23 protein-coding genes are annotated in these 24,494 nt (G+C 52.0%); 9 read left to right on the top strand and 14 right to left on the bottom strand.

Going from position 1 to position 24,494, the window contains the following annotated elements; all coding sequences use genetic code 11:
• Window positions 1–35: 35 nt before the first annotated feature.
• Window positions 36–650, bottom strand: a complete 615-nt coding sequence (locus tag RHD99_RS22670; RefSeq protein ID WP_309876760.1) for an IMPACT family protein — start codon at window positions 648–650, stop codon at window positions 36–38.
• Window positions 650–1,981: a Xaa-Pro dipeptidase gene (pepQ, locus tag RHD99_RS22675; RefSeq protein WP_309876761.1), complete on the bottom strand. Its 1,332-nt coding sequence runs from the start codon at window positions 1,979–1,981 to the stop codon at window positions 650–652. The genes RHD99_RS22670 and pepQ overlap by 1 nt, the downstream gene beginning before the upstream one ends.
• 190 nt (window positions 1,982–2,171) lie before the next feature.
• Here pepQ and fadB point away from each other — a divergent pair, with 190 nt between their 5' ends.
• Window positions 2,172–4,361 carry a fatty acid oxidation complex subunit alpha FadB gene (gene fadB / locus RHD99_RS22680; RefSeq protein ID WP_309876763.1) on the top strand — a complete coding sequence of 730 codons (2,190 nt, stop codon included), beginning with the start codon at window positions 2,172–2,174 and terminating at the stop codon, window positions 4,359–4,361.
• Between the two features lie 9 nt (window positions 4,362–4,370).
• Window positions 4,371–5,534, top strand: coding sequence for an acetyl-CoA C-acyltransferase FadA (fadA, locus tag RHD99_RS22685; RefSeq protein WP_309876765.1), 1,164 nt, complete (start codon window positions 4,371–4,373; stop codon window positions 5,532–5,534).
• A gap of 96 nt (window positions 5,535–5,630) precedes the next feature.
• On the opposite strand, the gene fre is transcribed toward fadA, so the two are convergent.
• Both fre and ubiD read right to left on the bottom strand, forming a co-directional pair.
• Window positions 5,631–6,332, bottom strand: coding sequence for an NAD(P)H-flavin reductase (gene fre, locus RHD99_RS22690; protein WP_183273142.1), 702 nt, complete (start codon window positions 6,330–6,332; stop codon window positions 5,631–5,633).
• 47 nt (window positions 6,333–6,379) lie between these two features.
• Window positions 6,380–7,864 carry a 4-hydroxy-3-polyprenylbenzoate decarboxylase gene (ubiD, locus tag RHD99_RS22695; RefSeq protein WP_309876767.1) on the bottom strand — a complete coding sequence of 495 codons (1,485 nt, stop codon included), beginning with the start codon at window positions 7,862–7,864 and terminating at the stop codon, window positions 6,380–6,382.
• Window positions 7,865–8,049: 185 nt separating this feature from the next.
• Between ubiD and rfaH the strand changes: the two genes are divergently transcribed.
• Window positions 8,050–8,538 carry a transcription/translation regulatory transformer protein RfaH gene (rfaH, locus tag RHD99_RS22700; protein ID WP_270141455.1) on the top strand — a complete coding sequence of 163 codons (489 nt, stop codon included), beginning with the start codon at window positions 8,050–8,052 and terminating at the stop codon, window positions 8,536–8,538.
• 41 nt (window positions 8,539–8,579) lie between these two features.
• Here rfaH and hemB read toward each other — a convergent pair whose 3' ends face one another.
• The 10 genes from hemB to udp form a co-directional block, all read right to left on the bottom strand.
• On the bottom strand, window positions 8,580–9,602 hold the full coding sequence (hemB, locus tag RHD99_RS22705; protein WP_309876770.1) for a porphobilinogen synthase: 1,023 nt from the start codon (window positions 9,600–9,602) through the stop codon (window positions 8,580–8,582).
• Between the two features lie 15 nt (window positions 9,603–9,617).
• Entirely contained in the window at window positions 9,618–10,397 is a 780-nt protein-coding gene (gene tatD / locus RHD99_RS22710) for a 3'-5' ssDNA/RNA exonuclease TatD (protein WP_309876772.1), read from the bottom strand.
• Between the two features lie 51 nt (window positions 10,398–10,448).
• Entirely contained in the window at window positions 10,449–11,225 is a 777-nt protein-coding gene (gene tatC / locus RHD99_RS22715; RefSeq protein WP_309876774.1) for a Sec-independent protein translocase subunit TatC, read from the bottom strand.
• Window positions 11,226–11,227: 2 nt separating this feature from the next.
• Window positions 11,228–11,785: a Sec-independent protein translocase protein TatB gene (tatB, locus tag RHD99_RS22720; protein ID WP_309876776.1), complete on the bottom strand. Its 558-nt coding sequence runs from the start codon at window positions 11,783–11,785 to the stop codon at window positions 11,228–11,230.
• Window positions 11,786–11,788: 3 nt separating this feature from the next.
• Window positions 11,789–12,055: a Sec-independent protein translocase subunit TatA gene (gene tatA, locus RHD99_RS22725; protein WP_309876778.1), complete on the bottom strand. Its 267-nt coding sequence runs from the start codon at window positions 12,053–12,055 to the stop codon at window positions 11,789–11,791.
• Between the two features lie 83 nt (window positions 12,056–12,138).
• Window positions 12,139–13,779, bottom strand: a complete 1,641-nt coding sequence (gene ubiB / locus RHD99_RS22730; RefSeq protein WP_309876780.1) for a ubiquinone biosynthesis regulatory protein kinase UbiB — start codon at window positions 13,777–13,779, stop codon at window positions 12,139–12,141.
• A complete protein-coding gene (gene ubiJ / locus RHD99_RS22735; RefSeq protein WP_309876782.1) occupies window positions 13,776–14,381 on the bottom strand; it encodes a ubiquinone biosynthesis protein UbiJ in 606 nt (201 codons plus the stop codon). The genes ubiB and ubiJ overlap by 4 nt, the downstream gene beginning before the upstream one ends.
• 13 nt (window positions 14,382–14,394) lie before the next feature.
• Window positions 14,395–15,150, bottom strand: coding sequence for a bifunctional demethylmenaquinone methyltransferase/2-methoxy-6-polyprenyl-1,4-benzoquinol methylase UbiE (gene ubiE / locus RHD99_RS22740; RefSeq protein WP_183273132.1), 756 nt, complete (start codon window positions 15,148–15,150; stop codon window positions 14,395–14,397).
• A gap of 91 nt (window positions 15,151–15,241) precedes the next feature.
• Complete coding sequence (gene rmuC, locus RHD99_RS22745; protein ID WP_309876784.1) at window positions 15,242–16,630, bottom strand: DNA recombination protein RmuC; 1,389 nt, start codon at window positions 16,628–16,630, stop codon at window positions 15,242–15,244.
• A gap of 133 nt (window positions 16,631–16,763) precedes the next feature.
• Complete coding sequence (gene udp, locus RHD99_RS22750; RefSeq protein WP_183273130.1) at window positions 16,764–17,525, bottom strand: uridine phosphorylase; 762 nt, start codon at window positions 17,523–17,525, stop codon at window positions 16,764–16,766.
• 249 nt (window positions 17,526–17,774) lie between these two features.
• Here udp and RHD99_RS22755 point away from each other — a divergent pair, with 249 nt between their 5' ends.
• The 6 genes from RHD99_RS22755 (at window position 17,775) to arcC (ending at window position 24,467) form a co-directional block, all read left to right on the top strand.
• Window positions 17,775–18,602 (top strand): dienelactone hydrolase family protein, encoded by an 828-nt coding sequence (locus RHD99_RS22755; protein ID WP_309876787.1) that lies wholly within the window; start codon window positions 17,775–17,777, stop codon window positions 18,600–18,602.
• A gap of 293 nt (window positions 18,603–18,895) precedes the next feature.
• Complete coding sequence (locus tag RHD99_RS22760; protein WP_309876789.1) at window positions 18,896–19,561, top strand: cysteine hydrolase family protein; 666 nt, start codon at window positions 18,896–18,898, stop codon at window positions 19,559–19,561.
• A gap of 5 nt (window positions 19,562–19,566) precedes the next feature.
• Window positions 19,567–20,442 (top strand): oxamate carbamoyltransferase subunit AllH family protein, encoded by an 876-nt coding sequence (locus tag RHD99_RS22765; RefSeq protein ID WP_309876791.1) that lies wholly within the window; start codon window positions 19,567–19,569, stop codon window positions 20,440–20,442.
• Between the two features lie 97 nt (window positions 20,443–20,539).
• Window positions 20,540–22,099: an acyl-CoA synthetase FdrA gene (gene fdrA, locus RHD99_RS22770; protein ID WP_309876793.1), complete on the top strand. Its 1,560-nt coding sequence runs from the start codon at window positions 20,540–20,542 to the stop codon at window positions 22,097–22,099.
• A complete protein-coding gene (locus RHD99_RS22775) occupies window positions 22,096–23,511 on the top strand; it encodes a YlbE family protein (RefSeq protein WP_309876795.1) in 1,416 nt (471 codons plus the stop codon). The genes fdrA and RHD99_RS22775 overlap by 4 nt, the downstream gene beginning before the upstream one ends.
• Window positions 23,508–24,467, top strand: a complete 960-nt coding sequence (gene arcC / locus RHD99_RS22780; RefSeq protein ID WP_309876797.1) for a carbamate kinase — start codon at window positions 23,508–23,510, stop codon at window positions 24,465–24,467. The genes RHD99_RS22775 and arcC overlap by 4 nt, the downstream gene beginning before the upstream one ends.
• Window positions 24,468–24,494 lie beyond the last annotated feature (27 nt).

A 24,494-nucleotide genomic window follows, 5' to 3' on the forward strand; every position in this document is an offset into this window, starting at 1 on the left:
CGCTTCCTTAACTATCAAAAAATAACGAGAGGGAATTATTGTTCAGCCGGCAATAGATGCAATGCACCGCGGCTAAAATCAGCAAGTCTGACTGAAAACTCAGCCAGTTTCGCGTGTGGTAACGCGATACGTAATAATACAGATGCTTGAAAATCACTCTGCACGAGAACTCCGTTGCACTGTTTGAGCAACGCTTCGATTCCCGCAAGCTGCGCATAGTCGCACTGCAAAGTATATTCGGTTAGCGGGATTTTGAGCAAAGTAGGCAATTGATTTAATGCCATCTGCACTCCACCACCGTAGGCTTTCACCAAACCGCCCGTTCCGAGTTTTATACCGCCAGAGTAGCGCACTACCACGGTGGTAATTTCCCCGATGCCGCTCCCCATAAGCTGGGCGAGCATTGGCTTTCCAGCGGTTCCTGCTGGCTCGCCATCGTCAGAGAAACCTAACTGCTGCGAATCATTGGGAGCACCAGCCACCCAGGCCCAGCAATGATGCCGGGCTGCCGGGTGTTCAGAGCGTACTTTTTCAAGAAACTCTTTTGCTGCTATTACGCCGGTCGTATGAGCAACCAGCGTAATAAAGCGGCTTTTCTTAATTTCCTCACTGACCATTACGGATTCAGCAGGAATCAGCCAACTATCCATTACGCCAGTTTCAAATCGCGCGTCATGTTTTCAATGCTATTTTCGTGAACAATCACATTGTCTTCAATACGAATGCCGCCGAATGGTTTCAGGGCTTCAATACGCTGCCAGTCAAAGTGCTTGCTGTACTGCCCTTCGCGCCAAGGTGCGAGCAAAGATTCAATAAAGTAAATGCCAGGTTCGATAGTCAATACCATACGTGGTTCCAACACACGGGTGCAGCGCAGGTACGGATATTGCGACGGCGCTGCCAGATGCGTGCCGGAATCATCTTGCATAAAGCCAGCGACATCATGCACCTGTAAACCGAGCGGGTGACCCAAACCATGCGGCATAAATGGACCCGTAATCCCGGATTCAACCATCGCTTCTTCGCTAATACCTGTCACCAGTTTATGACGACTCAGCAGTTTAGCGATACGTTGATGAAACTGAAGATGATAATCGGTGTAACGCACACCCGCTTTCAGCGTATCAATCAGTGCAAGTTGTTCGCTATTAACATCTTTCACCAACTGAGCATAATCGTTGTCGCTTTTAGCCGACCAGGTACGCGTTAAATCAGCGGCGTAACCGTTGTATTCCGCACCCGCATCCAAAAGGAAGCTACGCACTTCGGAAGGCGCACGGTTATCAAGTTTGGTGTAGTGCAACACAGCTGCGTGCTCGTTGAGCGCCACAATGTTGCCATAGGGAACATCAGTATCGCGGTGACCCGTTGCGGTCAGATAAGCCTGATTGATATCAAACTCACTCATCCCGGACAAAAATGCTTCGTGTGCTGCCTGATGACCCACTACCGCCGTTTTCTGCGCTTCGCGCATGCAGGCCAGTTCATAATCAGTTTTATAAGAACGATGGTAATGCAGGTAATCAATGACCCCTTTCGGGTTGATGTTTGTGGCTTGAATCTCAAGCTGCAATGCACGCTCAGGCACCGGCCCAATATAGCCGATATTGCTACGTGCAGCAGGAAGCTGGCTGCCTATGCCATCCGCTTTTGGCAAAGCAATCACATCAATTTCGTCAGTCCAGAAGGATTCAGGCAACGGTTCAACGTTATGCCAGTAATCAACAGGCAGGTAGAACCATAATTTGGGTTTGTTAACGCCATCCACCAGCAACCAGCAATTTGGCACTTGTGTCACAGGAACCCACGCCTTGAACTGTGGATTAACTTTGAACGGATATGAATGATCATCAAGGAAGACGTTGAAAAGCTCGCCCGAGTGAATCAACAGCGCATCTAGATTAAAACGCGCCAGGGCATTGCGGGTGCGTTCTTGCAAGGTTGCCACATGATCTTTATAAAGTGAGGCCAGTGAATCCATGATTTACCCTTCTGTTTTTTAAACTGAACGCCACGCATCTTAGCACACCGCAAAGTTCGCGAACTTATTTCCAGCGGCTGTGATCATCTTTGCAAATATTTAAAGAGCCATTTGCATTTCATTAACATCAATTCCACACTCCTCTCCATCTGGTACGACCAGATCCCATTGCTGGATTCAGGAGACTGACATGCTCTACCAAGGTGAAACCTTACATCTCGACTGGCTGGAAGACGGCATCGCAGAATTGGTATTTGATGCGCCCGGTTCAGTGAACAAGCTCGACACCGCGACAGTAGCCAGCCTTGGCTACGCGCTCGATGTTCTGGAAAAACAGCCCACGCTGAAAGGCCTGATGCTGACCTCCAATAAAGCCGCGTTTATCGTTGGTGCCGATATTACCGAATTCCTGTCGTTGTTCCTGGTTCCTGCGGAACAGCTGACCCACTGGCTGCAATTCGCTAACAGCGTTTTCAATCGTCTGGAAGATCTGCCTGTCCCAACTATTTCTGCAGTGAATGGTTATGCGCTTGGCGGCGGTTGTGAATGCGTGCTGGCAACGGATTATCGTCTGGCAACGCCAGATACCCGCATCGGTCTGCCTGAAACAAAACTTGGCATCATGCCAGGCTTTGGTGGTTCAGTGCGCTTGCCACGTATGTTGGGTGCCGATAGTGCGCTGGAAATCATCACAGCCGGTAAAGATGTTAGCGCCACTGAAGCGCAGAAACTCGGTTTAGTTGATGGCATCGTTAAAACTGAAAAACTGCGCGACGGTGCTTTGGCAATCCTGCGCCAGGCAATTAATGGCGATCTGGACTGGAAAGCGAAACGCGCACCGAAACTGCAACCTCTACGCTTAAGCAAAATCGAAGCCACAATGAGCTTCACGATTGCTAAAAGCATGGTGATGCAGATTGCAGGCAAACACTACCCTGCCCCGATGACGGCGGTAAAAACGATTGAAGCCGCGGCAAGAATGGGCCGTGACGAAGCATTACAACTGGAGACTCAAAGTTTCGTGCCGTTGGCGCGTTCCAATGAGGCCCGTGCGCTGGTCGGGATTTTCCTTAACGACCAATACATAAAAGGTCAGGCGAAGAAGCTGACCAAAAATACCGAAACCCCGAAACAGGCAGCCGTTCTTGGCGCCGGGATCATGGGTGGCGGCATTGCTTACCAGTCAGCCTGGAAAGGCGTACCGGTATTAATGAAGGATATTAATGAGAAGTCACTTGAGCTGGGAATGAACGAAGCCAGCAAGCTTCTCAATAAACAGCTGGAACGTGGAAAGATCGACGGGCTGAAACTGGCGGGCGTCATTGCCACCATTCACCCAACACTGGATTACGCCGGTTTTGAGCGTGTCGACGTGGTGGTTGAAGCGGTTGTTGAAAACCCGAAAGTGAAAAAAGCCGTTCTGGCAGAAGTGGAAGATAAAGTCCGCCCGGATACCGTTCTGGCGTCAAACACCTCAACCATTCCTATCGGCGAATTAGCAAACAGTTTGAAGCGCCCGGAAAACTTCTGCGGTATGCACTTCTTCAACCCAGTGCATCGTATGCCTTTGGTGGAAGTGATTCGCGGCGAGAAAACGTCTGAGCAAACTATCGCGAAAGTCGTGGCGTGGGCCAGCAAAATGGGCAAAACACCAATCGTGGTGAACGACTGCCCTGGCTTCTTCGTGAACCGTGTTCTGTTCCCTTATTTTGCGGGCTTCAGTCAGTTGATGCGTGACGGTGCTGATTTCCGTCAAATCGACAAAGTCATGGAAAAACAGTTCGGCTGGCCAATGGGCCCGGCGTATCTGCTCGACGTTGTCGGCATTGATACCGCGCATCACGCTCAGGCTGTTATGGCCGCGGGTTTCCCACAGCGTATGCAGAAAGATTATCGCGATGCCGTCGATGCGATGTTTGACGCGGGCCGCTACGGCCAGAAAACCCAACAAGGTTTCTATCGTTACAAACAAGACAGCAAAGGCAAACCGCGTAAAGAACAGGACGAAACCACAGACAGCCTGTTGGCGGATGTCAGCAAGCCACGCCACAACTTTAGCGACGAAGAAATCATCGCCCGTATGATGATTCCAATGGTCAACGAAGTGGTGCGTTGTCTGGAAGAAGGCATTATTGCCAGCCCGGCTGAAGCCGACATGGCGCTGGTTTACGGTTTAGGTTTCCCTCCGTTCCACGGTGGCGCATTCCGCTGGTTAGATACCATCGGCAGCGCAAAATATCTCGATATGGCTCAGCAATATGAACATCTTGGCCCGCTCTACCAGGTGCCGGACGGTCTGCGTGCGAAAGCTTCCCGTAACGAGCCGTACTATCCACCGGTCGAGCCTGCGCGCCCAGCCAGTGACCTGAAAAGTGCCTAAGGAGTGATTATGGAAAAGGTTGTAATTGTTGATGCCATCCGCACCCCGATGGGCCGTTCAAAAGGTGGGGCATTCCGCAATCTGCGTGCAGAAGATCTTTCCGCCCATTTGATGCGTGGAATTCTGTCGCGTAACCCAGCGTTAGAAGCTGCCGCACTGGATGACATTTATTGGGGTTGTGTACAGCAGACCCTGGAGCAAGGTTTTAACATTGCGCGTAACGCCTCGCTGCTGGCAGAAATCCCTCATTCAGTCCCGGCGGTTACGGTCAACCGTCTGTGTGGTTCTTCCATGCAGGCGCTGCATGACGCTGCACGTATGATTCAGACCGGTGATGCGCATGCCTGCCTGGTCGGCGGCGTAGAACATATGGGCCATGTGCCAATGAGCCACGGCGTTGATTTCCATCCAGGTTTGAGCCGCAACGTCGCCAAAGCGGCGGGCATGATGGGTTTAACCGCCGAGATGTTGTCGCGTATGCACGGCATCAGCCGTGAAATGCAGGATCAGTTTGCAGCTCGTTCGCATCAGCGTGCATGGGCAGCCACAGAAGCGGGCTATTTCAAATCTGAAATCCTGCCGATAGGGGGCCATGACGCTGACGGTGTGCTTAAACGCTTTGATTACGATGAGGTGATTCGCCCGGAAACCACCGTTGAAGGCCTGGCGGCTCTGAAACCTGCATTTGATCCGGTCAACGGCACCGTCACGGCGGGCAGTTCTTCTGCTCTGTCAGATGGGGCGTCGGCGATGTTGCTGATGAGCGAATCACGCGCCAAAGAGCTGGGTTTGAAGATTCGTGCTTATGTTCGTTCTATGGCGGTGGTGGGTTGTGACCCATCCATTATGGGTTACGGCCCGGTTCCGGCATCACAATTAGCGTTGAAAAAAGCGGGCCTGACTGCCGCTGATATCGACCTGTTTGAGATGAACGAAGCTTTCGCCGCGCAGATCCTGCCGTGTATTAAAGATCTGGGTTTAATTGATAAGATCGACGAGAAGATTAACCTGAACGGCGGCGCGATTGCTCTTGGTCACCCGCTCGGTTGTTCCGGCACCCGCATTAGCACCACACTGTTAAATCTGATGGAACGTCGCGATGCGCAGTTTGGCCTCGCCACCATGTGCATCGGTTTAGGACAAGGTATTGCCACTGTTATTGAACGCGTTTAGTTGTTGTTCCCGCCTGTCAGGGGCGGGTTTTTTCTTTGCTTCGCTCAAAAAACAAAAGCCACCGACTATGCGGTGGCCTGTCTGCTCAGTTTGCTGTTAAATAAACGCGAAAGCATCCCCGAACATACGCTCAGCACTGGCACCACGTTCATTACAGAACAGGTCACGCGCAATCTTCGCCATTTCAAAACGCCCGGCAATATAAATATCGTGCCCGGCAAGCGTTCCATAATCCTGCATCACTGCGGTTAACACAGTGCCAGTACGGCCGCGCCAGCCTTCTTCCGGTTGCTCAACTACCGCTTCAACTCGCAGGTTTGGATGAACAACCGACAGCGCTTCCAGCTCAGACAAGTCATAAAGATGCTTATCTTCGCGACCGCCCCAGTAAATGGCGATTTCACGTTGTGGATTACGTGCAAGAGCAGTCAGCAAAATCGAACGTACGTAAGAGAAGCCAGTCCCGCCCGCAATCAAAATTAACGGACGATCTTCATCTTCACGTAACCAGGCATCGCCATGCGGAATATCTACGACGATTTCTTTCTCTTTCAGAATACGGTCCATCACCGCCATGGCGTACAGATTGATCTCTGATGCGCCAATGTGCAGTTCAATATACTCATGGTCGCTCGGCGTGGATGCCATGGAGAACGGGCGTTTATCGCGCTCATCCATCACCACCATCAAATACTGCCCGGCCTGAAAGGAGAATTTCGCTTCCGGCAGTAATCGAACGCGATAGACCGTGTCAGTTATCGCTTCTACCGAGGTCACTTTACAGCTTAAGGTTGTCATGCTTCCCCTCTGTCGGGTCAATAATGCAAAGCAGAAAAATCCGCCATTCAGGCGTTTTTACTGTCGTCGAAAATAGCCAGCTCGTCCCAGATTGCATCAATACGCGCACATACTTCTGCATCTTTCTTAATAGGACGACCCCACTCACGTTGGGTTTCCCCTGGCCATTTATTGGTGGCATCCAGTCCCATTTTTGAACCAAGGCCGGAAACCGGCGAGGCAAAATCCAGGTAATCGATTGGTGTATTTTCTACCAAAACGGTATCTCGCGCAGGATCCATTCGTGTCGTGATGGCCCAAATGACATCGTTCCAGTCGCGCGCGTTGACGTCGTCATCGCAGACGATGACGAACTTGGTGTACATAAACTGCCGCAGGAAAGACCATACGCCCATCATCACGCGCTTAGCGTGACCTGCGTATTGCTTCTTAATGGTGACAACCGCAAGGCGATAGGAACATCCTTCCGGCGGCAGATAAAAATCAACAATTTCAGGGAATTGCTTCTGCAAAATCGGCACAAACACTTCATTGAGTGCCACACCGAGAACCGCCGGCTCATCCGGTGGCCGCCCGGTATACGTTGAATGGTAAATCGCATTCTGGCGCTGGGTAATATGCGTAACGGTAAATACCGGGAAGTCATCGACTTCATTGTAGTAGCCCGTGTGGTCACCATATGGCCCTTCGGGTGCCATTTCACCCGGCTCAATATAGCCTTCCAGTACAATTTCCGCGCTGGCAGGAACTTCAAGATCGTTAGATATACACTTTACGACTTCGGTTTTAGTGCCACGCAATAAACCGGCAAAAGCATATTCTGACAGGGTATCTGGCACTGGAGTGACCGCGCCAAGTATGGTTGCAGGGTCGGCACCTAATGCAACCGAAACAGGGAAACGCTCACCAGGATGTTCAGCACACCACTCCTGGAAATCCAGCGCGCCACCACGATGTGATAACCAGCGCATGATAAGTTTGTTTTTGCCGATAACCTGCTGGCGATAAATACCCAGATTCTGGCGCTCTTTAAGCGGCCCACGCGTTACCGTCAAACCCCAGGTTATCAGCGGCGCTGCATCTTCAGGCCAGCATTGCATGACAGGAATACGCGACAAATCGACTTCATCACCTTCCCAAATGATTTCCTGACAAGGGGCGTTACGCAGCCGTTTGGTCGGCATATTCAGGACTTGTTTAAACTGCGGGAGTTTATCGAATAAATCGCGGAAACCCTTCGGTGGCTCGGGTTCTTTCAGGAAGGCCAGTAACTTGCCGACTTCACGTAATGCAGAAACATCTTCCTGCCCCATTCCCATCGCGACGCGTTTCGGAGTGCCAAACAGATTGCACAGCACTGGCATATCGTACCCTTTCGGGTTCTCAAATAGCAGAGCCGGGCCATTCGCGCGCAAAGTACGATCGGCAATTTCCGTCATTTCCAGGTACGGATCGACCGGCATTGCGATACGCTTTAGCTCGCCGCGTTGTTCAAGTAATTCCAGAAAGTCGCGTAGGTCGTGGTATTTCATGCAATTAATCGTAGTCAGGATTTTGCGGTCATTATACGGGCTTCATGCACTGCATGCTGTATTTTTGTTAATAACGCGTAAATGCTTGTCTGATAACCAATCAGTGAAGGGTTATACTTGTGCTGTCTATCCCTAATAACGGCCTTTTGCTATTCTTCCTGGGTTGATTAGGAAAAAGAGAACTTATGGAATCCTGGTATCTGTTGTACTGCAAACGGGGTCAATTGCTGCGGGCGCAAGAGCATCTTGAGCGTCAGGACGTGAATTGCCTCACCCCGATGATCAAAATTGAAAAGATCGTGCGAGGCAAACGCACTGCGGTCGATGAACCACTGTTCCCAAATTATATGTTTGTTCGGTTTGACCCTGAGACCATTCACACCACGACAATTCATTCAACCCGCGGTGTCAGCCATTTCGTGCGTTTCGGCAGTCTTCCTGCCACCGTGCCAGGTGATGTCATTGAGCAGCTCGTCAACCACCAGCCAGAAAATATCACCGATCCCGATACGCCGTACGCAGGCGATCGCGTGGTCATCACTGAAGGGGCATTCGAAGGTTTGGAAGCTATTTTTAGCGAGCCGGACGGTGAAGCCCGCTCCATGCTGCTGCTGAATTTGTTAAATAAACAAGTGATGCAGAGTGTGAAAAATACTGATTTTAAAAAGACGTAAAGCTAATCAGGGCGGATAAGTCTCCGCCCTGGAACGAAAACCTAGCGCTGCATTTGCTCGTCATGCAACCATTGTGCGACACGCTTCGAGAAGTACGTTAACACGCCATCCGCTCCGGCACGTTTAAAGCACAGCAAAGATTCCATGATGGCCGGTTTTTCTGCCAACCAACCGTTCTGAATTGCCGCCATGTGCATTGCATACTCGCCAGAAACCTGGTAGGCAAAGGTCGGCACGCCGAAGGTATCTTTCACACGACGAACCACATCCAGATATGGCATACCCGGTTTCACCATCACCATATCCGCGCCTTCTTGCAGATCCTGCGCAACTTCCTGCAGAGCTTCGTCGCCATTAGCGGGGTCCATCTGATAGGTCTTCTTATTACCCCCTTTCAGATTGCCCGATGAGCCAATCGCATCGCGGAACGGACCGTAATAGCAAGACGCGTATTTAGCAGCGTAAGACATGATTTGGGTGTTAACAAAACCGTCTAACTCAAGCTGATCACGAATCGCCCCAATACGGCCATCCATCATATCGCTAGGCGCTATGATTTCAGCACCGGCTTCCGCATGGGAAAGCGCCTGGCGCATCAGAATCTCACGTGTAATGTCGTTGATAACGTAGCCGTCTGCATCAATCACGCCATCCTGCCCATGAGTGGTATACGGGTCGAGCGCTACGTCAGTCAGCAAACCCAACTCTGGCACTGCATCTTTCAACGCACGTACCGCACGCTGGACCAGGCCATTCGGGTTATAAGCTTCTTCTGCATGCAGCGACTTTCCAGCACTTTCAATAACCGGGAACAGTGACAATACCGGCACACCGAGTTTGGCGACAGTTTCCGCTTCTTTGAGCAGCAGATCGATAGTCATACGGTAAACACCCGGCATCGACGGGACTTCTTCCTGGCGGTTCTGGCCTTCCATCACGAATACAGGATAGATAAGGTCGTTAACCGTTAATTGATTCTCCGCCACAAGACGACGACTGAAATCGTGGCGACGGACGCGGCGCATACGGCGGCCAGGAAACGTACCGGGAAATGCATAGCTCATTGATTTTCTCCTGATTTAAGCCAGCCGGAAAAGACGGCGGGCATTGTCATCTGTTACTTGCGCAAGCCAGGCGGGATCTTCTCCACGCCATCCAGCCACCTTTTCCAGGATATGAGGCAAGTAACAGGGTTCGTTCCGTCGGGAAGCAGGTTTTGGTTTTAGATCCCGCGGTAACAAGTAGGGGGCATCAGTTTCCAACAACAGCTGATGCGCTGGAATCACCGGTAACAATTCACGTAATTCAAGGCCGCGGCGCTCGTCGCATACCCAGCCAGTGACACCGATAAAAATTCCTCTGGCAAGGCATTCACGAACTTCATTTTCTGTTCCGGTAAAGCAGTGCAAAACCACACCCGGTAACTTATCAAGCCACGGGTCAAGCAAAGCGATAAAGCGCTCGTGCGCTTCGCGGCAGTGCAAAAATACTGGCATCATCAGGTCAGCTGCAAGGGCCAGTTGTGCGGTAAAAGCGCGTTCTTGCTCAGCAGGCGTTGAGAAATTACGGTTGAAATCCAGGCCACACTCACCGATAGCCACCACTTCCGATGCACCGGCAAGTTCGCGAATAGCGTCTGCGGTTTCGTCTTGCCAATGGCTGGCATCATGCGGATGAACACCCGCAGTCGACCAGCAGCCCTGGTATTGTTGCGCCAGTAACAATGCCTGCCGACTTTCATGAATATTGGTGCCGGTAAGCAACATGCCGCTCACTCCCGCAAGCTGTGCACGCGCAACAACATCAACATGGTCTTTAGCAAACTGGGAGCTGGTAAGATTTACACCGATATCAAACATAGCGTCTTCCAAACGACGACCGCCCTAAAGGGCGGCCTGATTTTATGACTCTTACTTAGAGTTCCTGTCTTCTTCAACGTCATCTTCGACGTCTTCCATGTCTCTGCGACCTTTGCCGACATAGTAGCGGGAGAAGAACACACCGATTTCAAACAGACAGTACATGGGTATTGCCAGTAGCGTTTGAGAGAAGACATCCGGCGGGGTGAGCAGCATGCCGACAATAAAAGCCCCAACAAAAATGTAAGGCCGCTTCTGCTTTAACGCTTCCGGCGTTGTGACGCCCATCCAGCACAGCAGAATAATCGCCACCGGCACTTCAAACGCCACCCCAAATGCCATGAATAATGCCATAACAAAATCGAGGTACTTGGCGATGTCAGTGGACACCACCACGCCCATCGGTGCGGTTTTTGTCAGGAAACCAAAGGCCAGCGGGAAAACGACAAAATAAGCGAACGCAATGCCGAGATAGAACAATAACGAACTGGAGATCAGTAACGGCGTGACCAGCTTACGCTCATGTTTATACAAAGCAGGCGCGATAAACGCCCAAATTTGATAAAGAATGACCGGCGCGGACAAAAACACCGAGACATAAATTGTCAGTTTAATTGGGGTAAAGAAAGGAGATGCTACGTCGGTGGCAATCATGGTTGACCCAACGGGCATCTGCTTTATCAGCGGAGATGAGACAATCTGATAGATGTCATTGGCAAAGTAAACCAGTGCCAGGAAAATCACCAGCACAGCGATAATGCTATTTAACAGTCGCTTGCGCAGCTCTATCAGATGGCTGATAAGCGGTTGGGTATCTTCAACGGCCATGGTTACTGTTTATCACTCGAAGGTTGTGAGGAAACGGGTGTTTTCGCGGGCTCTGCTATGGGTTTAATCTGAGGCTGAGTCAACTCTTCAGAAACTTCTGCTGCCGCTGAGGCAGGAGCTGTTTCTGTTTCAACGACTGGTGCTTCTTCAGGCGCGCTGGCCTGATGTGCAGCAGTTGCTGGAGTCACGCCTTCATGGCTATCCTGAGCGTCTTTCACCAGTGGATTATGGATGGTATGAGCCTCGTCACTCCCCTTTTCAGGTTCATGCGTATACGAACGCTTCATCGACTCCGCCGCCTGACGCAGTTCATCCATTGATGCTTTTAGTTCTGGAGTGAGGTTATCCATGCTCGCTTTTTCAACCTTCTTCAGGCTGTCTTGCAGCTCCTGGATTTTCAACTCCTGAACCAGTTCGTTTTGCACCGTTGCCGCCAGAGAGCGCAAAGCGCGCACCCAGCCGACAACCGTTTTAACAGCCACAGGCAAACGCTGTGGCCCGAGAACGATCAGACCAATGATAAAAACCAGCAGCAGCTCACTGAAACCAATATCGAACACGGTTTACACCTGCTCTTTATCGTTGCTCTTAGCTTCGTCTTTCTTCACATCGCCTGGTTGCTTATCTGCAAGCGTTTTCGCTGTGAAATCGGCATCCTGAATGGATTTATCTTTCTCTTTCTCTTTATCTTCATCATCGCTCATGGCTTTTTTAAAGCCTTTGATGGATGCGCCCAAATCAGAACCGATAGAACCCAGCTTCTTAGTACCGAAAAGCAGAACCACGATGACGGCAATGATCAACAATTGCCAAATACTGATACCACCCATAATGTTGCCTCAAATCACAGTGATGAATAGATAACGGTCTTTATTGTACCGCACGTTGTCTGTTAAAAACGATTAAAAACAGCTCAGGATGAGCGCCGCCAACCAATCAGCCAGGCAACAATGCCAGCGGCCATAAGCCCTGCAGGCAAGTATTGCCATTCCGGTTTGCTAATCAATAATAACGTGCCGCTTAACAGCAGCGTGGCACCAATGCCAAACAGATAGCGGGATTGAGCCTGACGCACCTGATTGCGTTGCAAATCACGCGTTATCTTATCAACACTCTGCTGTAATTGTTTACCCTGGCGCAAACTGTCGTACATCAGTTCTGGTAGTTCTGGCATTTTTTCTATCCAGAACGGTGCTTTTTCTTTAAAAGAGCGAATAAGCGCAGGAATACCAACCTGATCTTTGATCCAGCTTTCCAGGAAAGGTTTGGCGGTTTTCCACAAATCTAGTTGTGGGTAAAGCTGTCTTCCAAGACCTTCAACGTATAGTAGCGTTTTTTGCAGTAAAACCAGCTGTGGCTGCACTTCCATATTAAAACGGCGTGCCGTGTTAAACAGGTTGAGCAGCACATGTCCGAAGGAAATTTCTGCCAGTGGTTTCTCAAAGATAGGTTCGCAAACGGTGCGAATAGCGAACTCAAACTCTTCAACGTTGGTATCCGGTGGTACCCAACCTGAATCGACATGCAGTTCAGCAACCTTACGATAGTCACGGTTAAAGAAGGCAATAAAGTTTTCCGCCAGATAGCGCTTATCTTCTTTATTCAGTGAGCCGACAATGCCGCAGTCGATTCCAATATATTGCGGATCTTCAGGGTGATCGTAGCTGACAAAGATGTTACCGGGATGCATATCGGCATGGAAAAAGCTGTCCCGAAAGACCTGAGTGAAGAAGACCTGTACGCCGCGTTCTGCCAACAGTTTCATGTTGGTACCTTGCTCTTTAAGCATGGCGATATCAGAAACAGGAATACCGTAGATCCGCTCCATGACCATCATGTTCTCGCTACAGTAGTCAGAGAATACTTCCGGCACATAGAGCATCGGGCTGTCTTCAAAGTTGCGGCGCAGCTGGATTGCGTTGGCGGCTTCACGCAGAAGATTAAGCTCGTCAATCAAGGTCTTTTCATATTCGCGCACCACTTCCAGCGGGCGTAAACGGCGGCCATCTGGCATCAATCGTGGCACCCATCGAGCAAGGCGGTAGATGAGTTTCATGTCCGCTTTGATAATCGGCAGGATATCCGGACGAATGACTTTGATGACAACATCGCGCCCATTCTCTTTCAGGCGCGCGGTATGAACCTGGGCAATTGAAGCTGATGCGAGCGGTTGTATTTCGAAATCATCAAACCAGGTTTCGATAGGGATCCCACCCATCGATTGTTCAATTTGCCTTTTAGCCAGCGCGCCGTCAAAAGGGGCGACCCGGTCTTGCAACATCGCAAGTTGGTCTGCAATTTGTGGCGGGAACAGGTCACGACGAGTCGAAAGCATTTGCCCAAACTTGATCCAGACCGGCCCCAGCTCTTGCAGTGCAAGGCGCAGCCGTTCACCGAGAGGTTTCTCTTTATGGCGATTTGGCATCCAGAAAAGCATGCGCCGCCAGATGCGTAACGGCAACGTAATACGGATCCGAGGGATCAGTTCATCCAAACCGTAGCTAAGAAAAGTGCGGATAATAAAATAGAGGCGGCGAATCTCTCCAGGCGTCATTTGTTCTCCAGTTTGTCCAGTCGCGCAATAAGTGCATCGACCTTACGGTCGACAGCTGCCGTTTCCTCAGCAAACCATGCGACTTCCAACGAGCCCGGTGCCATCTTCCACTCTTCAGTAATCGCTTCTGACAGGTATTGCTGGTTACGGGAAAATCCTTTTTTCAATAACTTACTGCCGCCACGAATAACCTTGCTGATACCTTCAGCAGCAATATCACCGATATAAGGCGCTAACAATTCAGCGGGATCGAACTCAGCAAGATCCATCAGGGCAACCCAATTCTGGACGACCTGAATATCACCCTGAACTTCTAATTCACCGCTGCGAATCAGTGCCGTAAGCTGTTGCCGGTCACGCAATTTCGGCAGTGTGCTAAACCCCGTCAACACCCGACAATCAGCTTCACCTTCCCACTGGCCTAATACATCGATTTGTTGTTCGCTAAAAACCAAAACGATTGCCGACGAGAACTCTTTGAGTTCGACACGTAACACCTTACCCACTAAGCGCTGCCGTGCCGCCTTCAAGCCTGGGTCTTGCCAGAGAAATGTATTGAGCAGGTTTTCTATTCCGGCAGTCATTAGCGGTGTAAATGGCATCACGAGTTCCCAATCAGAATTTATAACCACGGTGCAGCGCAACAACGCCAGCCGTCAGATTGAAGTAGGTGGTATTTTCAAAACCGGCATCTTCCATCATCGCTTTCAACGTTTCTTGATCAGGGTGCATACGGATAGATTCAGCCAGATAACGGTAGCTTTCCGCGTCTTGCGCAACGATTTCACCTATACGCGGCAGAATATGGAACGAGTACGCATCGTAGGCTTTGCTAAGAGGTTCGATAATCGGTTTAGAGAATTCCAGAACCAGCAGACGACCACCCGGTTTTAAAACGCGGTACATCGAGCGCAGCGCTTTTTCTTTGTCTGTCACATTGCGCAGACCGAAAGAAATAGTAATGCAATCAAAGAAGTTGTCAGGAAAAGGCAGAGCTTCGGCGTTAGCCTGAACATAGCTCACGTTGCCAACAATACCGATGTTGCGCAGTTTTTCACGCCCCATTTTCAGCATTGAATCGTTGATATCCGCCAGAACCACTTCGCCTGTTTCGCCGACCAGACGGGAGAACTTAGCGGTCAAATCACCGGTGCCTCCCGCTAAATCCAGTACGCGTTGACCACGGCGAACACCACTGCAATCAATGGTAAATCGCTTCCAGATACGATGGATACCGAATGACATCAGGTCATTCATCACGTCGTATTTTGCGGCCACAGAATGGAACACATGGGCCACCATATCGGCCTTCTGTTCCTTCGCTACAGTGCGGAAGCCAAAGTGTGTTGTTTCCTGGGATTCTTCAACCATCTCGATGCCTGCTTGTCCAAAAAATGTTTGTGGAGTGTAACAGAATGAGGCCCAAAGCCCTATGCTTCAAGCTCCGGAGCTTACCCTGGGCTTAACGCTCACCAACGATATGTCGGTTCTCTAAACTCGCGTTCTCTTCATCTTCCAATCTGGCCTGCTCGACCAGTTCGGGATTAATCTCACGTTTAACCTCAACACCCAGGCTGCGAAACGCATCTGCCTGAATGAGGATATTTCCGCGGCCTGAAGAGAGTTTTTTCATCGCCTGCCGATAGTTATCCTGAGCTTTATCCAGGCTTTGACCCATTGCGGACATGTCGTCAACGAAGAGGCGCATTTTGTCATACAGTCGGCTGGCGCGTTCGGCAATTTGTTGCGCATTTCGGCTTTGATGCTCATAACGCCACAAATTGGCAACGGTTCGTAGCGCTACCAGCAAGGTCGTAGGGCTCACAAGCATGATGTTATTTTTGAGTGCTTCGCTGATGAGTTCAGGCTGACGGTCAATCGCCAGTAAAAACGCTGGTTCGACGGGGATAAACATCAACACATAATCCAGAGAACGCAGCCCCGGCAATTGCTGGTAGTCTTTGCGGCCAAGCATGCGGATATGGTTACGCATGCTGGCAATGTGCTCGTTGAGCGCACTTTCGCGAGTTAGCTCATCTTCACCGTTGTAATAACGTTCATAGGCCACCAGCGTCATCTTGGCATCGATGACGACATCTTTGCCGTGCGGCAAACGCACAATGACATCGGGCTGCATCCGGCTGTTATTTTCGAGCTGAATATTGACCTGAGTTTCGTATTCATAACCCTCTCGCAAACCAGATGCCTCCAGCACACGAGTCAGCACAACCTCACCCCAGGTCCCCTGAGTTTTGTTATCCCCTTTCAGAGCTTTGGTGAGATTCAGTGCCTCTTGCGCCATTTGGGCATTCAGCTGTTGAAGGCTACGGATTTCATGAGTCAGCGTGTGGCGCTCGCGGGCTTCCTGACCAAAACTCTCTTGCACCTGGCGACGGAAACCATCCAGTTGTTCGCGCAATGGTGAGAGTAAGCCATTTAAACTTTGCCGGTTTTGTTCTTCAACTTTGCGGCCACTTTGCTCAAAAATACGGTTGGCGAGGTTTTCAAATTGTTCGCTCAGGCGTTGCTCGCTGTTAAGCATCTGGCGATGTTTGTCATCGGCATTAAGGCGGGTTTGTTCTAAAAGCGTGGAAAGTTCGCGGATATCCGCTTCCTGCGCACTTTTGATCTCAAGCTGGGTACGCAATTCTCGATTGAGTTGCTCGCATTCCTCTTTCCAGTGCTGGTTTTGCTGTAACTCCTGCCGGGCCGCAGTCAGTTCACCGTAGATTTCTCGTTGCTCTTCATACAGTGCGGATTGCCTCCCGGTTGCGCGCAAACTCGCCAGCAACCATCCAGTCAGAACACCAACCAGTGCAATACCGATCCCGAATAAAATAGAAATATCCACAGTCACTCCTGCAAGCCATGCTAAACATCAGCAAAATAAAATTCTGCTGTATAAATGTCCAGATGAAAAGGGATTTCCTGCGAGGCGTTACGCAAAGCGTAAAAATTAAGCCGGCTGCACCGGCTTATTGGGACTAGATTAAGCGACGAGCCGCTTCCACCACGATTTGCACCGCGTGGCTTTCTGTTTTTTTCATGGTTTCAGCATTCGGGATTTCTTGCTGAGTACGGTTCACAATCACGCCAGCCACCATACCCGCACGCAGGCCCTGGCTTGCGCACATGGTCAGAAGAGTCGCGGATTCCATCTCGTAGTTCATCACGCCCATCTGCTGCCACTCTTCCATGGAACCTTTATAGCGGCTCACTACGCGACCTGAGAAGGTGTCGTAACGTTCCTGGCCTGGATAGAAGGTATCAGAAGAAGCCGTCACGCCAATGTGCGTGGTAGCACCGATAGATTTCGCCGCTTCAACCAGTGCGGTAGTACAGGCAAAATCAGCAACGGCTGGGAATTCCAGCGGTGCGAAGTGCAGGCTGGCACCGTCAAGACGCACAGACGCAGTGGTCACCAGAACGTCACCGACATTAATATGCGGTTGGATTGCGCCAGTCGTCCCGATACGCAGGAAAGTACGAATGCCCAGTTGCGCCAGTTCTTCCACAGCGATAGAAGTCGACGGGCCGCCGATGCCGGTCGAGCAGACAATGACTGGCTTGCCATCTAATTCAGCACGCCAGGTAGTAAATTCACGGTGGGCAGCCAATTTTACCGGCTTGTCCATCAGTACTGCGATTTTTTCCACGCGCTCTGGATCGCCCGGGACGATGGCAAGCGTTGCCCCTTGCAGATCATTTTTAGTGAGGCCGAGGTGAAAAACATCAGACTTGGACATAACAGACTCCTGCGTTGAATAGGTTGGCTTATCTATCTAAGGAGGTACTGTACCGAACCTCTGCAAAGAATTACGTGACCGATTTCACTTTGAATGAAACAAATTACATTATTTTCAATTGAGATAGTGATCTGAATCACACTCAATCACAGAATGATCCATTAATCAGCCAACAATACAGCAACTCGAAGAATGGCAGGTAAAAGCTATAGTTATCGCACTGCGTTAATTCTGGTCAGGAGAATGCCAATGAAAGAAGAAAAATCCATAGATAAATTGCCGGGCGGAAATTATGCACCAGCGGCCTCCCCTCTGGCTTCAACCCTCTTGCATACCCCAGATGACGCGATTCTGGCGGGGGAAACGTCAATTCCTACTCAGGGTGAACAGATGCCTGCCTGGCACGCCAGGCCAAAAGGCGCTGAAGGTTCTTTGCCCATCGTGATTGTAGTGCAGGAAATCTTCGGCGTGCATGAACATATTCGCGATGTTTGCCGCAGATTAGCACTGGAAGGATACCTGGCCATCGCGCCAGAACTCTATTTCCGCCAGGGCGATCCCAATGATTTTGCAGATATTCAGACGCTTTTAAGTGGATTAGTCTCTAAAGTTCCCGATGCACAGGTGTTGGCGGATCTCGATCACGTCGCCAACTGGGCGGCCAGGAACGGCGGCGATGCTCATCGCCTGATGATTACCGGTTTTTGTTGGGGTGGACGAATTACCTGGTTATACGCCGCACATAATCCGCAGTTGAAAGCAGCCGTTGCCTGGTATGGAAAACTGTTGGGCGAGAAATCTCTTAATTCACAACATCATCCAGTCGATATCGCTATTAATCTGAACGCGCCAGTACTTGGACTTTACGGCGGGCTAGACACCGGGATTTCGCAGGAAAGTGTAGAAACCATGCGCCATGCTCTGCGCGCTGCGAATGCCAACGCAGAAATCATCGTCTACCCGGAAGCGGGCCACGCGTTTAACGCAGATTATCGCCCGAGCTACCATGCCGATTCAGCAAAAGATGGCTGGCAGCGCATGCTGAAGTGGTTTGAACGATATGGCACGAAGAAGTAATACAAGCCGCCCTGGCTCAAGCCAGGGCTTTATCCCTGATATTAATAAGCGTACTGCATCACATTCCTGAGCCTGCTTTTTTTACTCTTGCCAGCACCCAGCATCAAAAAATTTGCCGCAGCAAACACCTTCATGGCCCTGTTCACACTTTCCCTAACAGGTTTGATTTTTCTGCTCAGAAATCAAAATTTTCGACGCTGCACACCAAACTATTTCTCTGTTTAATACATCAGTTCTCCTCAATACTCACAACAGACACAACGAATTCTCACTTGGTGAACAGGAGATTTACGATGACTCACGCTTTTGATGCCCAGCCTTTTGCACTGCCGTTTGATCCCAAAAGCACCGCACTGGTGATGATTGATATGCAACGCGATTTTGTCGAAGCCGGTGGTTTTGGCGAAGCGTTAGGTAATGATGTTTCACTGGTGCGTAGCGCAATCGAGCCGTGCAAACGTGTTCTGGATGTCGCCCGCCAGGAAGGCCTGTTAGTGATTCATACTCGCGAAGGACATCGCCCTGACCTCACCGACTGCCCACCAGCAAAACTCACGCGCGGCGGTAAGACGTTTATCGGCGAAGCAGGCCCAATGGGCCGCACGCTGGTGCGCGGTGAAGCCGGTCACGACATTATTCCTGAGCTGTACCCTATTGCCGGCGAGCCGATTATTGATAAGCCAGGCAAAGGCGCGTTTTACCAGACTGACCTGCACCTGATCCTGCAAAACAGCGGTATCAAAACGCTGATCGTCTGCGGCGTCACCACTGAAGTTTGCGTGAATACCACCGTTCGTGAAGCCAATGACCGCGGCTACGAATGCATCATTCCTGAAGACTGCGTCGGTTCTTACTTCCCTGAATTCCAGAAATACGCCCTTGAGATGATCAAAGCCCAGGGCGCAATTTTCGGCTGGGTGAGCGACGCCAACAACATCATTAAAGGTCTTAAAGGCTAAACAGCATGGCTATCGTCACCCTTACGGCAAACTCATGCGGATATTTAACCGCCAGGCGTTTGCCAGAAATTATTCAGGTTCATAGCTGTTTTTCACACGCTCTCAACCTGATCGACGACGATGGCCATCTTTTTACCCTGTTGAGTAGCGAGAAATATCAGAATCTGCCCGATGCCGTGCGCGTGACGCAGCCGGAAAACTGGGACTGGCGGCAGCAGGCAAGCCGCGGAGAGACAGTTCGCACAACCGCAGGAAAATTACAGGCGCGGCACTGGCAGGTCGATATCAGCGCAGCGACTGTCTGGCAACCCAGGCTTGGCGGTTCATCAGTAAGCCTGAACGCGCTGCCAGACGCGCTGCGCCATTACGAAACACTCAGCTCGCAGCTTTTTTTGTTCTGCCTTGAGCACCAGGTTGAAAGTGATTTGCTTTGGGCGTGCAGCCCATTAATCCCCAGCGAAAGCAAACGCCAGTTGGCTCCCGCAGAAGCGATGGAACAGCTCGAATCTCAGGTGGCACAGCTTATCGGTTTTGGGCGCGGCCTCACCCCGGATGGCGACGATTATCTGCTGGGATACATGGCTGCACTTTGGCCCTGGAAGCTAAACGCGGGGCTCAGGGAACATCAGCAAAGGCTGCATCAGGCCATCAGCATAAATCTGCCGCGCACCACGGATATCAGCCGCCATTACCTTAACCGGGCGCTGGAAGGCCATTTTTCGCAGCCGGTTTGCGAGTTGCTCGAAAAACTTACGGCACGGACACCCACGGCAGACCTTATCGCCGCCACGGAACACGTTATGCAGTTTGGTGCGTCCTCCGGCGTGGACTGCCTCGCAGGAATATTACACGGGCTGCGAAACATCAACACAGCTCATTGAAAAAACACCACTGACTCACGCAGCGCGGCAAACGCTCTGCGCGGGATCGCTTTGCCCGGATTTCAACATTCGGGAATAAAGAAACAGGCATAACCTAATGAAATCAGAGCATAAAGTTTTTAACAATCTCTATCAGGATTCCGTTTCCCTGATGCAGATTTCCGCCCAAATCAGCAAGCTGCCCGGCATTCAGCAGGCCTCCGTGGTGATGGGTACCGCCACCAACCTTGAGCAACTGCATGATGCAGGCCTTGGGGATAACATCGCCGCCGGGCCAAATGACCTGGTGATCGCCGTACAGGGCGAAGACGACGCCTGCCAGGAAGCGCTGGATCTGGCGCATCAGCGCCTGAACAGCAAGCCAGCAGAAAGCGGCAACGACGGCGTGCGCGCACCGGATTTAGTGAGTATGGAAATGGCGCTGGAAAAAGAGCCTGAATCCAATCTGGCACTGATTTCCGTACCGGGCGACTACGCCGCCGCCGAAGCGATTAAAGCCCTGAATCTTGGCATGAACGTGATGATGTTCAGCGATAACGTCAGCGTGGCGCAGGAAAAAGCGATTAAAACCCTCGCCCGTGAACGCAACCGTATCGTAATGGGCCCGGACTGCGGCACCGCGATTGTGAACGGTATTCCGTTGGGCTTTGCCAACGTGGTGAACCGTGGCGCAATTGGCATCGTCGGCGCATCCGGCACTGGCGTTCAGGAAGTCACCTGCCGTATCGACCAACTGGGCGCGGGTATTTCCCAGGCGCTGGGCACCGGCGGCCACGATTTAAGTGAAGAGATTGGCGGCATTTCCATGCTGTTTGGCCTGCAAGCGCTGGCAGAAGACCCGGCGACTCAGGTCATCGTCTTGATCTCTAAACCACCCGCAAAAGCCGTTGCCGAACGGATTCTGGAACAGGCGCAAGCGGCGGGTAAACCGGTCGTGGTGAACTTCCTTGGTGCGAAGCCAGAAGACATTACCCGCCCAGGCGTGACCGCAGCGACCACGCTTGCCAGCGCGGCAGACCTCGCCGTTGCGTTGCTGAATAAAACTGAACTACGCCAGCACGCAACTCGTCCTGATGAAGCACAGCTCGCGATGCTGGAACAAGCCTGCTCAACATTGCCAGCCACGCGTCAGCTTATTCGCGGTGTCTTTGCCGGCGGCACTTTCTGCTACGAAGCACAGCTTCTGTGCCAGCAAAACGGCTTTACCGCATCATCCAACACGCCGGTTTCCGGCAACAGCAAACTGGCGGATATCTGGAAAAGCAGTGGTCACACGCTGATCGATATGGGCGATGACGATTTCACGCGCGGCAAACCGCACCCGATGATCGACCCTACGCTGCGCAACCAGCGCATTCTTGACGAGCTAAACGATCCGCAAACCGCCGTGGTGCTGTTTGACCTGGTACTCGGCTATGGCGCGTCGGAAGACCCGGCTGCCGGGCTGCTGGAGCTGCTCGCCCAAATTGATAAACAGAAATTGCCGGTCCTCATCGCTCACGTCTGCGGCACTGAAGCCGACCCACAGCAGCGTAACCGCCAGATTGAAGCCCTGCGTGAGGCAGGCGTGATTGTCGCCGATTGCAACGCGCAAGCCGCCGTTTGGGCAAGCAGCGTGGCACTGATTCAGGCTAAGAAAAACGGAGCATCCGCATGAACACCTTATTTAATCAGCCGCTGAAAGTGGTCAACGCTGGGCTGGCAGGATTTGCGAACAACATCCAGAAAGTCGGCGGTGAAGTGACTCCGTTGAACTGGCAGCCGCCAGCCCTCGGCAACATTGAAGCCGGGTTGGATCTGGCGAGTTTACTGCGTCACCCGCTGGTCGAGCAGGCAAACCAGGTGGCGATGGAACGTTATCTGAACGCGCAGCCGGTGCTGGTAGACGTGATGTTCGCAGCAGAAGCGATTCCGGCGATGGCTGAACGCAAACTGATTCTGCATTCCGGTCCGCCAATCAGTTGGGACAACATGTGCGGCCCGGTACAAGGGGCGATTGTCGGCGCGATCCTGTTTGAAGGCTGGGCCACCAACCACGAAGAAGCTGAAGCTCTCGCGAAAAGCGGCGCCATCGACCTCGAGCCGTGCCACCACTACAACGCCGTCGGCCCAATGGCTGGAATTATCAGCCCGTCCATGCCGCTGTGGGTAATTGAAAACAAAACCAACGGCAAACGCGCGTTCAGTAATTTCAACGAAGGGCTGGGCAAGGTTTTACGTTTCGGTGCCAACAACGAAGAAGTTCTCAATCGTCTGCACTGGATGCGCAATGAACTGGCTCCGGCACTGAAAAAAGCAGTGCGTCAAATCGGCGAGCTGGAGCTGAAACCGCTGATGGCGCAAGCGCTGCACATGGGCGATGAAGTGCATAACCGTAACGCCGCTGCCACAGGCCTGCTTTGCAAGCGTCTGGTGCCTGCGCTGCTGGCCTGTAACCTGCCGCTGGAAACCGTGCAAAACGCGGTGGCCTTTATTACCGGCAACGACCACTTCTTCCTCAACCTGTCGATGGCCGCCTGTAAAGCGATGATGGATGCCGCCGCCGATGTGCCGTTCAGCTCGATGGTCACGGTGATGGCGCGCAACGGTGTGAACTTCGGCATTCGTTTGTCCGGCACCGGCGACCAGTGGTATCAGGCTCCGGCGAATCCGGTCGAAGGCCTTTTCTTCCCTGGCTACGGCGTGGACGACGCGGCTGCGGATTTGGGCGACAGCGCGATTACCGAAACCGCAGGCGTCGGTGGCTTTGCGATGGCGTCTTCACCAGCCATCGTGAAATTCGTCGGCGGCACACCTGCCGATGCCACCAACAACAGCCGTCGCATGCAGGCGATCGTCATTGGCTCGAACCCAGCATTTACGCTGCCCGCGCTGAACTTCGCGCCGACCGCCGCTGGCATCGACGCCCGCAAAGTCGCTGACCGTGGCATTTTGCCCATCATCAACACCGGCATCGCCCACAAACAGGCGGGCGTCGGCCAGATTGGGGCCGGGATCACCACAGCACCGATGTCGTGCTTCGTGGACGCGATTCAGGCACTTGCCCAATCTGTAGGAGAAAAAAAATGAGCAAACCTTTAGCTGTCGTCGCGGTAGGCGGCAACGCGCTGATCCAGGACGAGAGTCACAACAGCATTCCGGATCAGTACGAAGCCGTAATGGAAAGCGTGAAGCACATTACCGACATGGTGGAAGCCGGATGGGATCTGGTGCTGACTCACGGCAACGGCCCGCAGGTGGGCTTTATTCTGCGCCGCTCAGAAATGGCAAGCCGCGAAGTGGCTCCGGTGCCGCTGGATTACGCGGTAGGTGATACCCAGGGCGCGATTGGCTACATGTTCCAGAAAGCGCTGCATAACGAACTGATGCGTCGCGGTATCAACAAGCCAGTTGTCACCCTCGTGACGCAGACTTTAGTGAGCAAAGACGATGTTGCATTTGCCAACCCGTGCAAACCGGTCGGCGCGTTTATGGACGAGCAAACCGCGCAACTGCGCCAGAAAGAACTCGGCTGGACAATGATGGAAGACGCCGGTCGCGGCTGGCGTCGCACCGTACCTTCCCCTGCTCCGCTTGAAGTTATCGAGCGCGAAACGATCGCCAATCTGGTCAGCCAGGGCTACATCGTCATCGCCTGCGGCGGCGGCGGCATTCCTGTGATTCGCGACGAAAAGCGCGAGCTGAAAGGCGTTGAAGCGGTAATCGACAAAGACCTGGCCTCCGCGCTGCTCGCAAGCCAGCTCGGTGCCGATCTGTTGCTGATCCCAACCGGCGTGGAAAAAGTGGCGATTAACTTCGGCACCCCACAGCAGGAATGGCTGGACACGCTGACCGTCGCCAAAGCGCAGGAGTTGCTGGATCAAGGGCAATTCGGCGTTGGCAGCATGCAGCCGAAAGTGGAAGCGATTCTCGGCTTTGTGAATGCCAGCCAGAAGCAGGGCAAAAATGCCAGCGGTCTGATCACCAGCCCGCAGGCCATTAAAGCGGCTCTTGCTCACCAAAGCGGCACCTGGATCGCACCTTAATCGTATTTATTGATGGGGCGGAAAACC

The sequence above is a fragment of the Buttiauxella selenatireducens genome (assembly GCF_031432975.1).
GTDB classification, from domain to species: Bacteria; Pseudomonadota; Gammaproteobacteria; order Enterobacterales; family Enterobacteriaceae; genus Buttiauxella; species Buttiauxella selenatireducens.

Bases quoted from the DNA above. Each gene is read 5' to 3' on its own strand.
- RHD99_RS22670 (WP_309876760.1), bottom strand. From the start codon at position 650: ATGGATAGTTGGCTGATTCCTGCTGAATCCGTAATGGTCAGTGAGGAA.
- pepQ (WP_309876761.1), bottom strand. From the start codon at position 1,981: ATGGATTCACTGGCCTCACTTTATAAAGATCATGTGGCAACCTTGCAA.
- fadB (WP_309876763.1), top strand. From the start codon at position 2,172: ATGCTCTACCAAGGTGAAACCTTACATCTCGACTGGCTGGAAGACGGC.
- fadA (WP_309876765.1), top strand. From the start codon at position 4,371: ATGGAAAAGGTTGTAATTGTTGATGCCATCCGCACCCCGATGGGCCGT.
- fre (WP_183273142.1), bottom strand. From the start codon at position 6,332: ATGACAACCTTAAGCTGTAAAGTGACCTCGGTAGAAGCGATAACTGAC.
- ubiD (WP_309876767.1), bottom strand. From the start codon at position 7,864: ATGAAATACCACGACCTACGCGACTTTCTGGAATTACTTGAACAACGC.
- rfaH (WP_270141455.1), top strand. From the start codon at position 8,050: ATGGAATCCTGGTATCTGTTGTACTGCAAACGGGGTCAATTGCTGCGG.
- hemB (WP_309876770.1), bottom strand. From the start codon at position 9,602: ATGAGCTATGCATTTCCCGGTACGTTTCCTGGCCGCCGTATGCGCCGC.
- tatD (WP_309876772.1), bottom strand. From the start codon at position 10,397: ATGTTTGATATCGGTGTAAATCTTACCAGCTCCCAGTTTGCTAAAGAC.
- tatC (WP_309876774.1), bottom strand. From the start codon at position 11,225: ATGGCCGTTGAAGATACCCAACCGCTTATCAGCCATCTGATAGAGCTG.
- tatA (WP_309876778.1), bottom strand. From the start codon at position 12,055: ATGGGTGGTATCAGTATTTGGCAATTGTTGATCATTGCCGTCATCGTG.
- ubiB (WP_309876780.1), bottom strand. From the start codon at position 13,779: ATGACGCCTGGAGAGATTCGCCGCCTCTATTTTATTATCCGCACTTTT.
- ubiJ (WP_309876782.1), bottom strand. From the start codon at position 14,381: ATGCCATTTACACCGCTAATGACTGCCGGAATAGAAAACCTGCTCAAT.
- ubiE (WP_183273132.1), bottom strand. From the start codon at position 15,150: ATGGTTGAAGAATCCCAGGAAACAACACACTTTGGCTTCCGCACTGTA.
- udp (WP_183273130.1), bottom strand. From the start codon at position 17,525: ATGTCCAAGTCTGATGTTTTTCACCTCGGCCTCACTAAAAATGATCTG.
- RHD99_RS22755 (WP_309876787.1), top strand. From the start codon at position 17,775: ATGAAAGAAGAAAAATCCATAGATAAATTGCCGGGCGGAAATTATGCA.
- RHD99_RS22760 (WP_309876789.1), top strand. From the start codon at position 18,896: ATGACTCACGCTTTTGATGCCCAGCCTTTTGCACTGCCGTTTGATCCC.
- RHD99_RS22765 (WP_309876791.1), top strand. From the start codon at position 19,567: ATGGCTATCGTCACCCTTACGGCAAACTCATGCGGATATTTAACCGCC.
- fdrA (WP_309876793.1), top strand. From the start codon at position 20,540: ATGAAATCAGAGCATAAAGTTTTTAACAATCTCTATCAGGATTCCGTT.
- RHD99_RS22775 (WP_309876795.1), top strand. From the start codon at position 22,096: ATGAACACCTTATTTAATCAGCCGCTGAAAGTGGTCAACGCTGGGCTG.
- arcC (WP_309876797.1), top strand. From the start codon at position 23,508: ATGAGCAAACCTTTAGCTGTCGTCGCGGTAGGCGGCAACGCGCTGATC.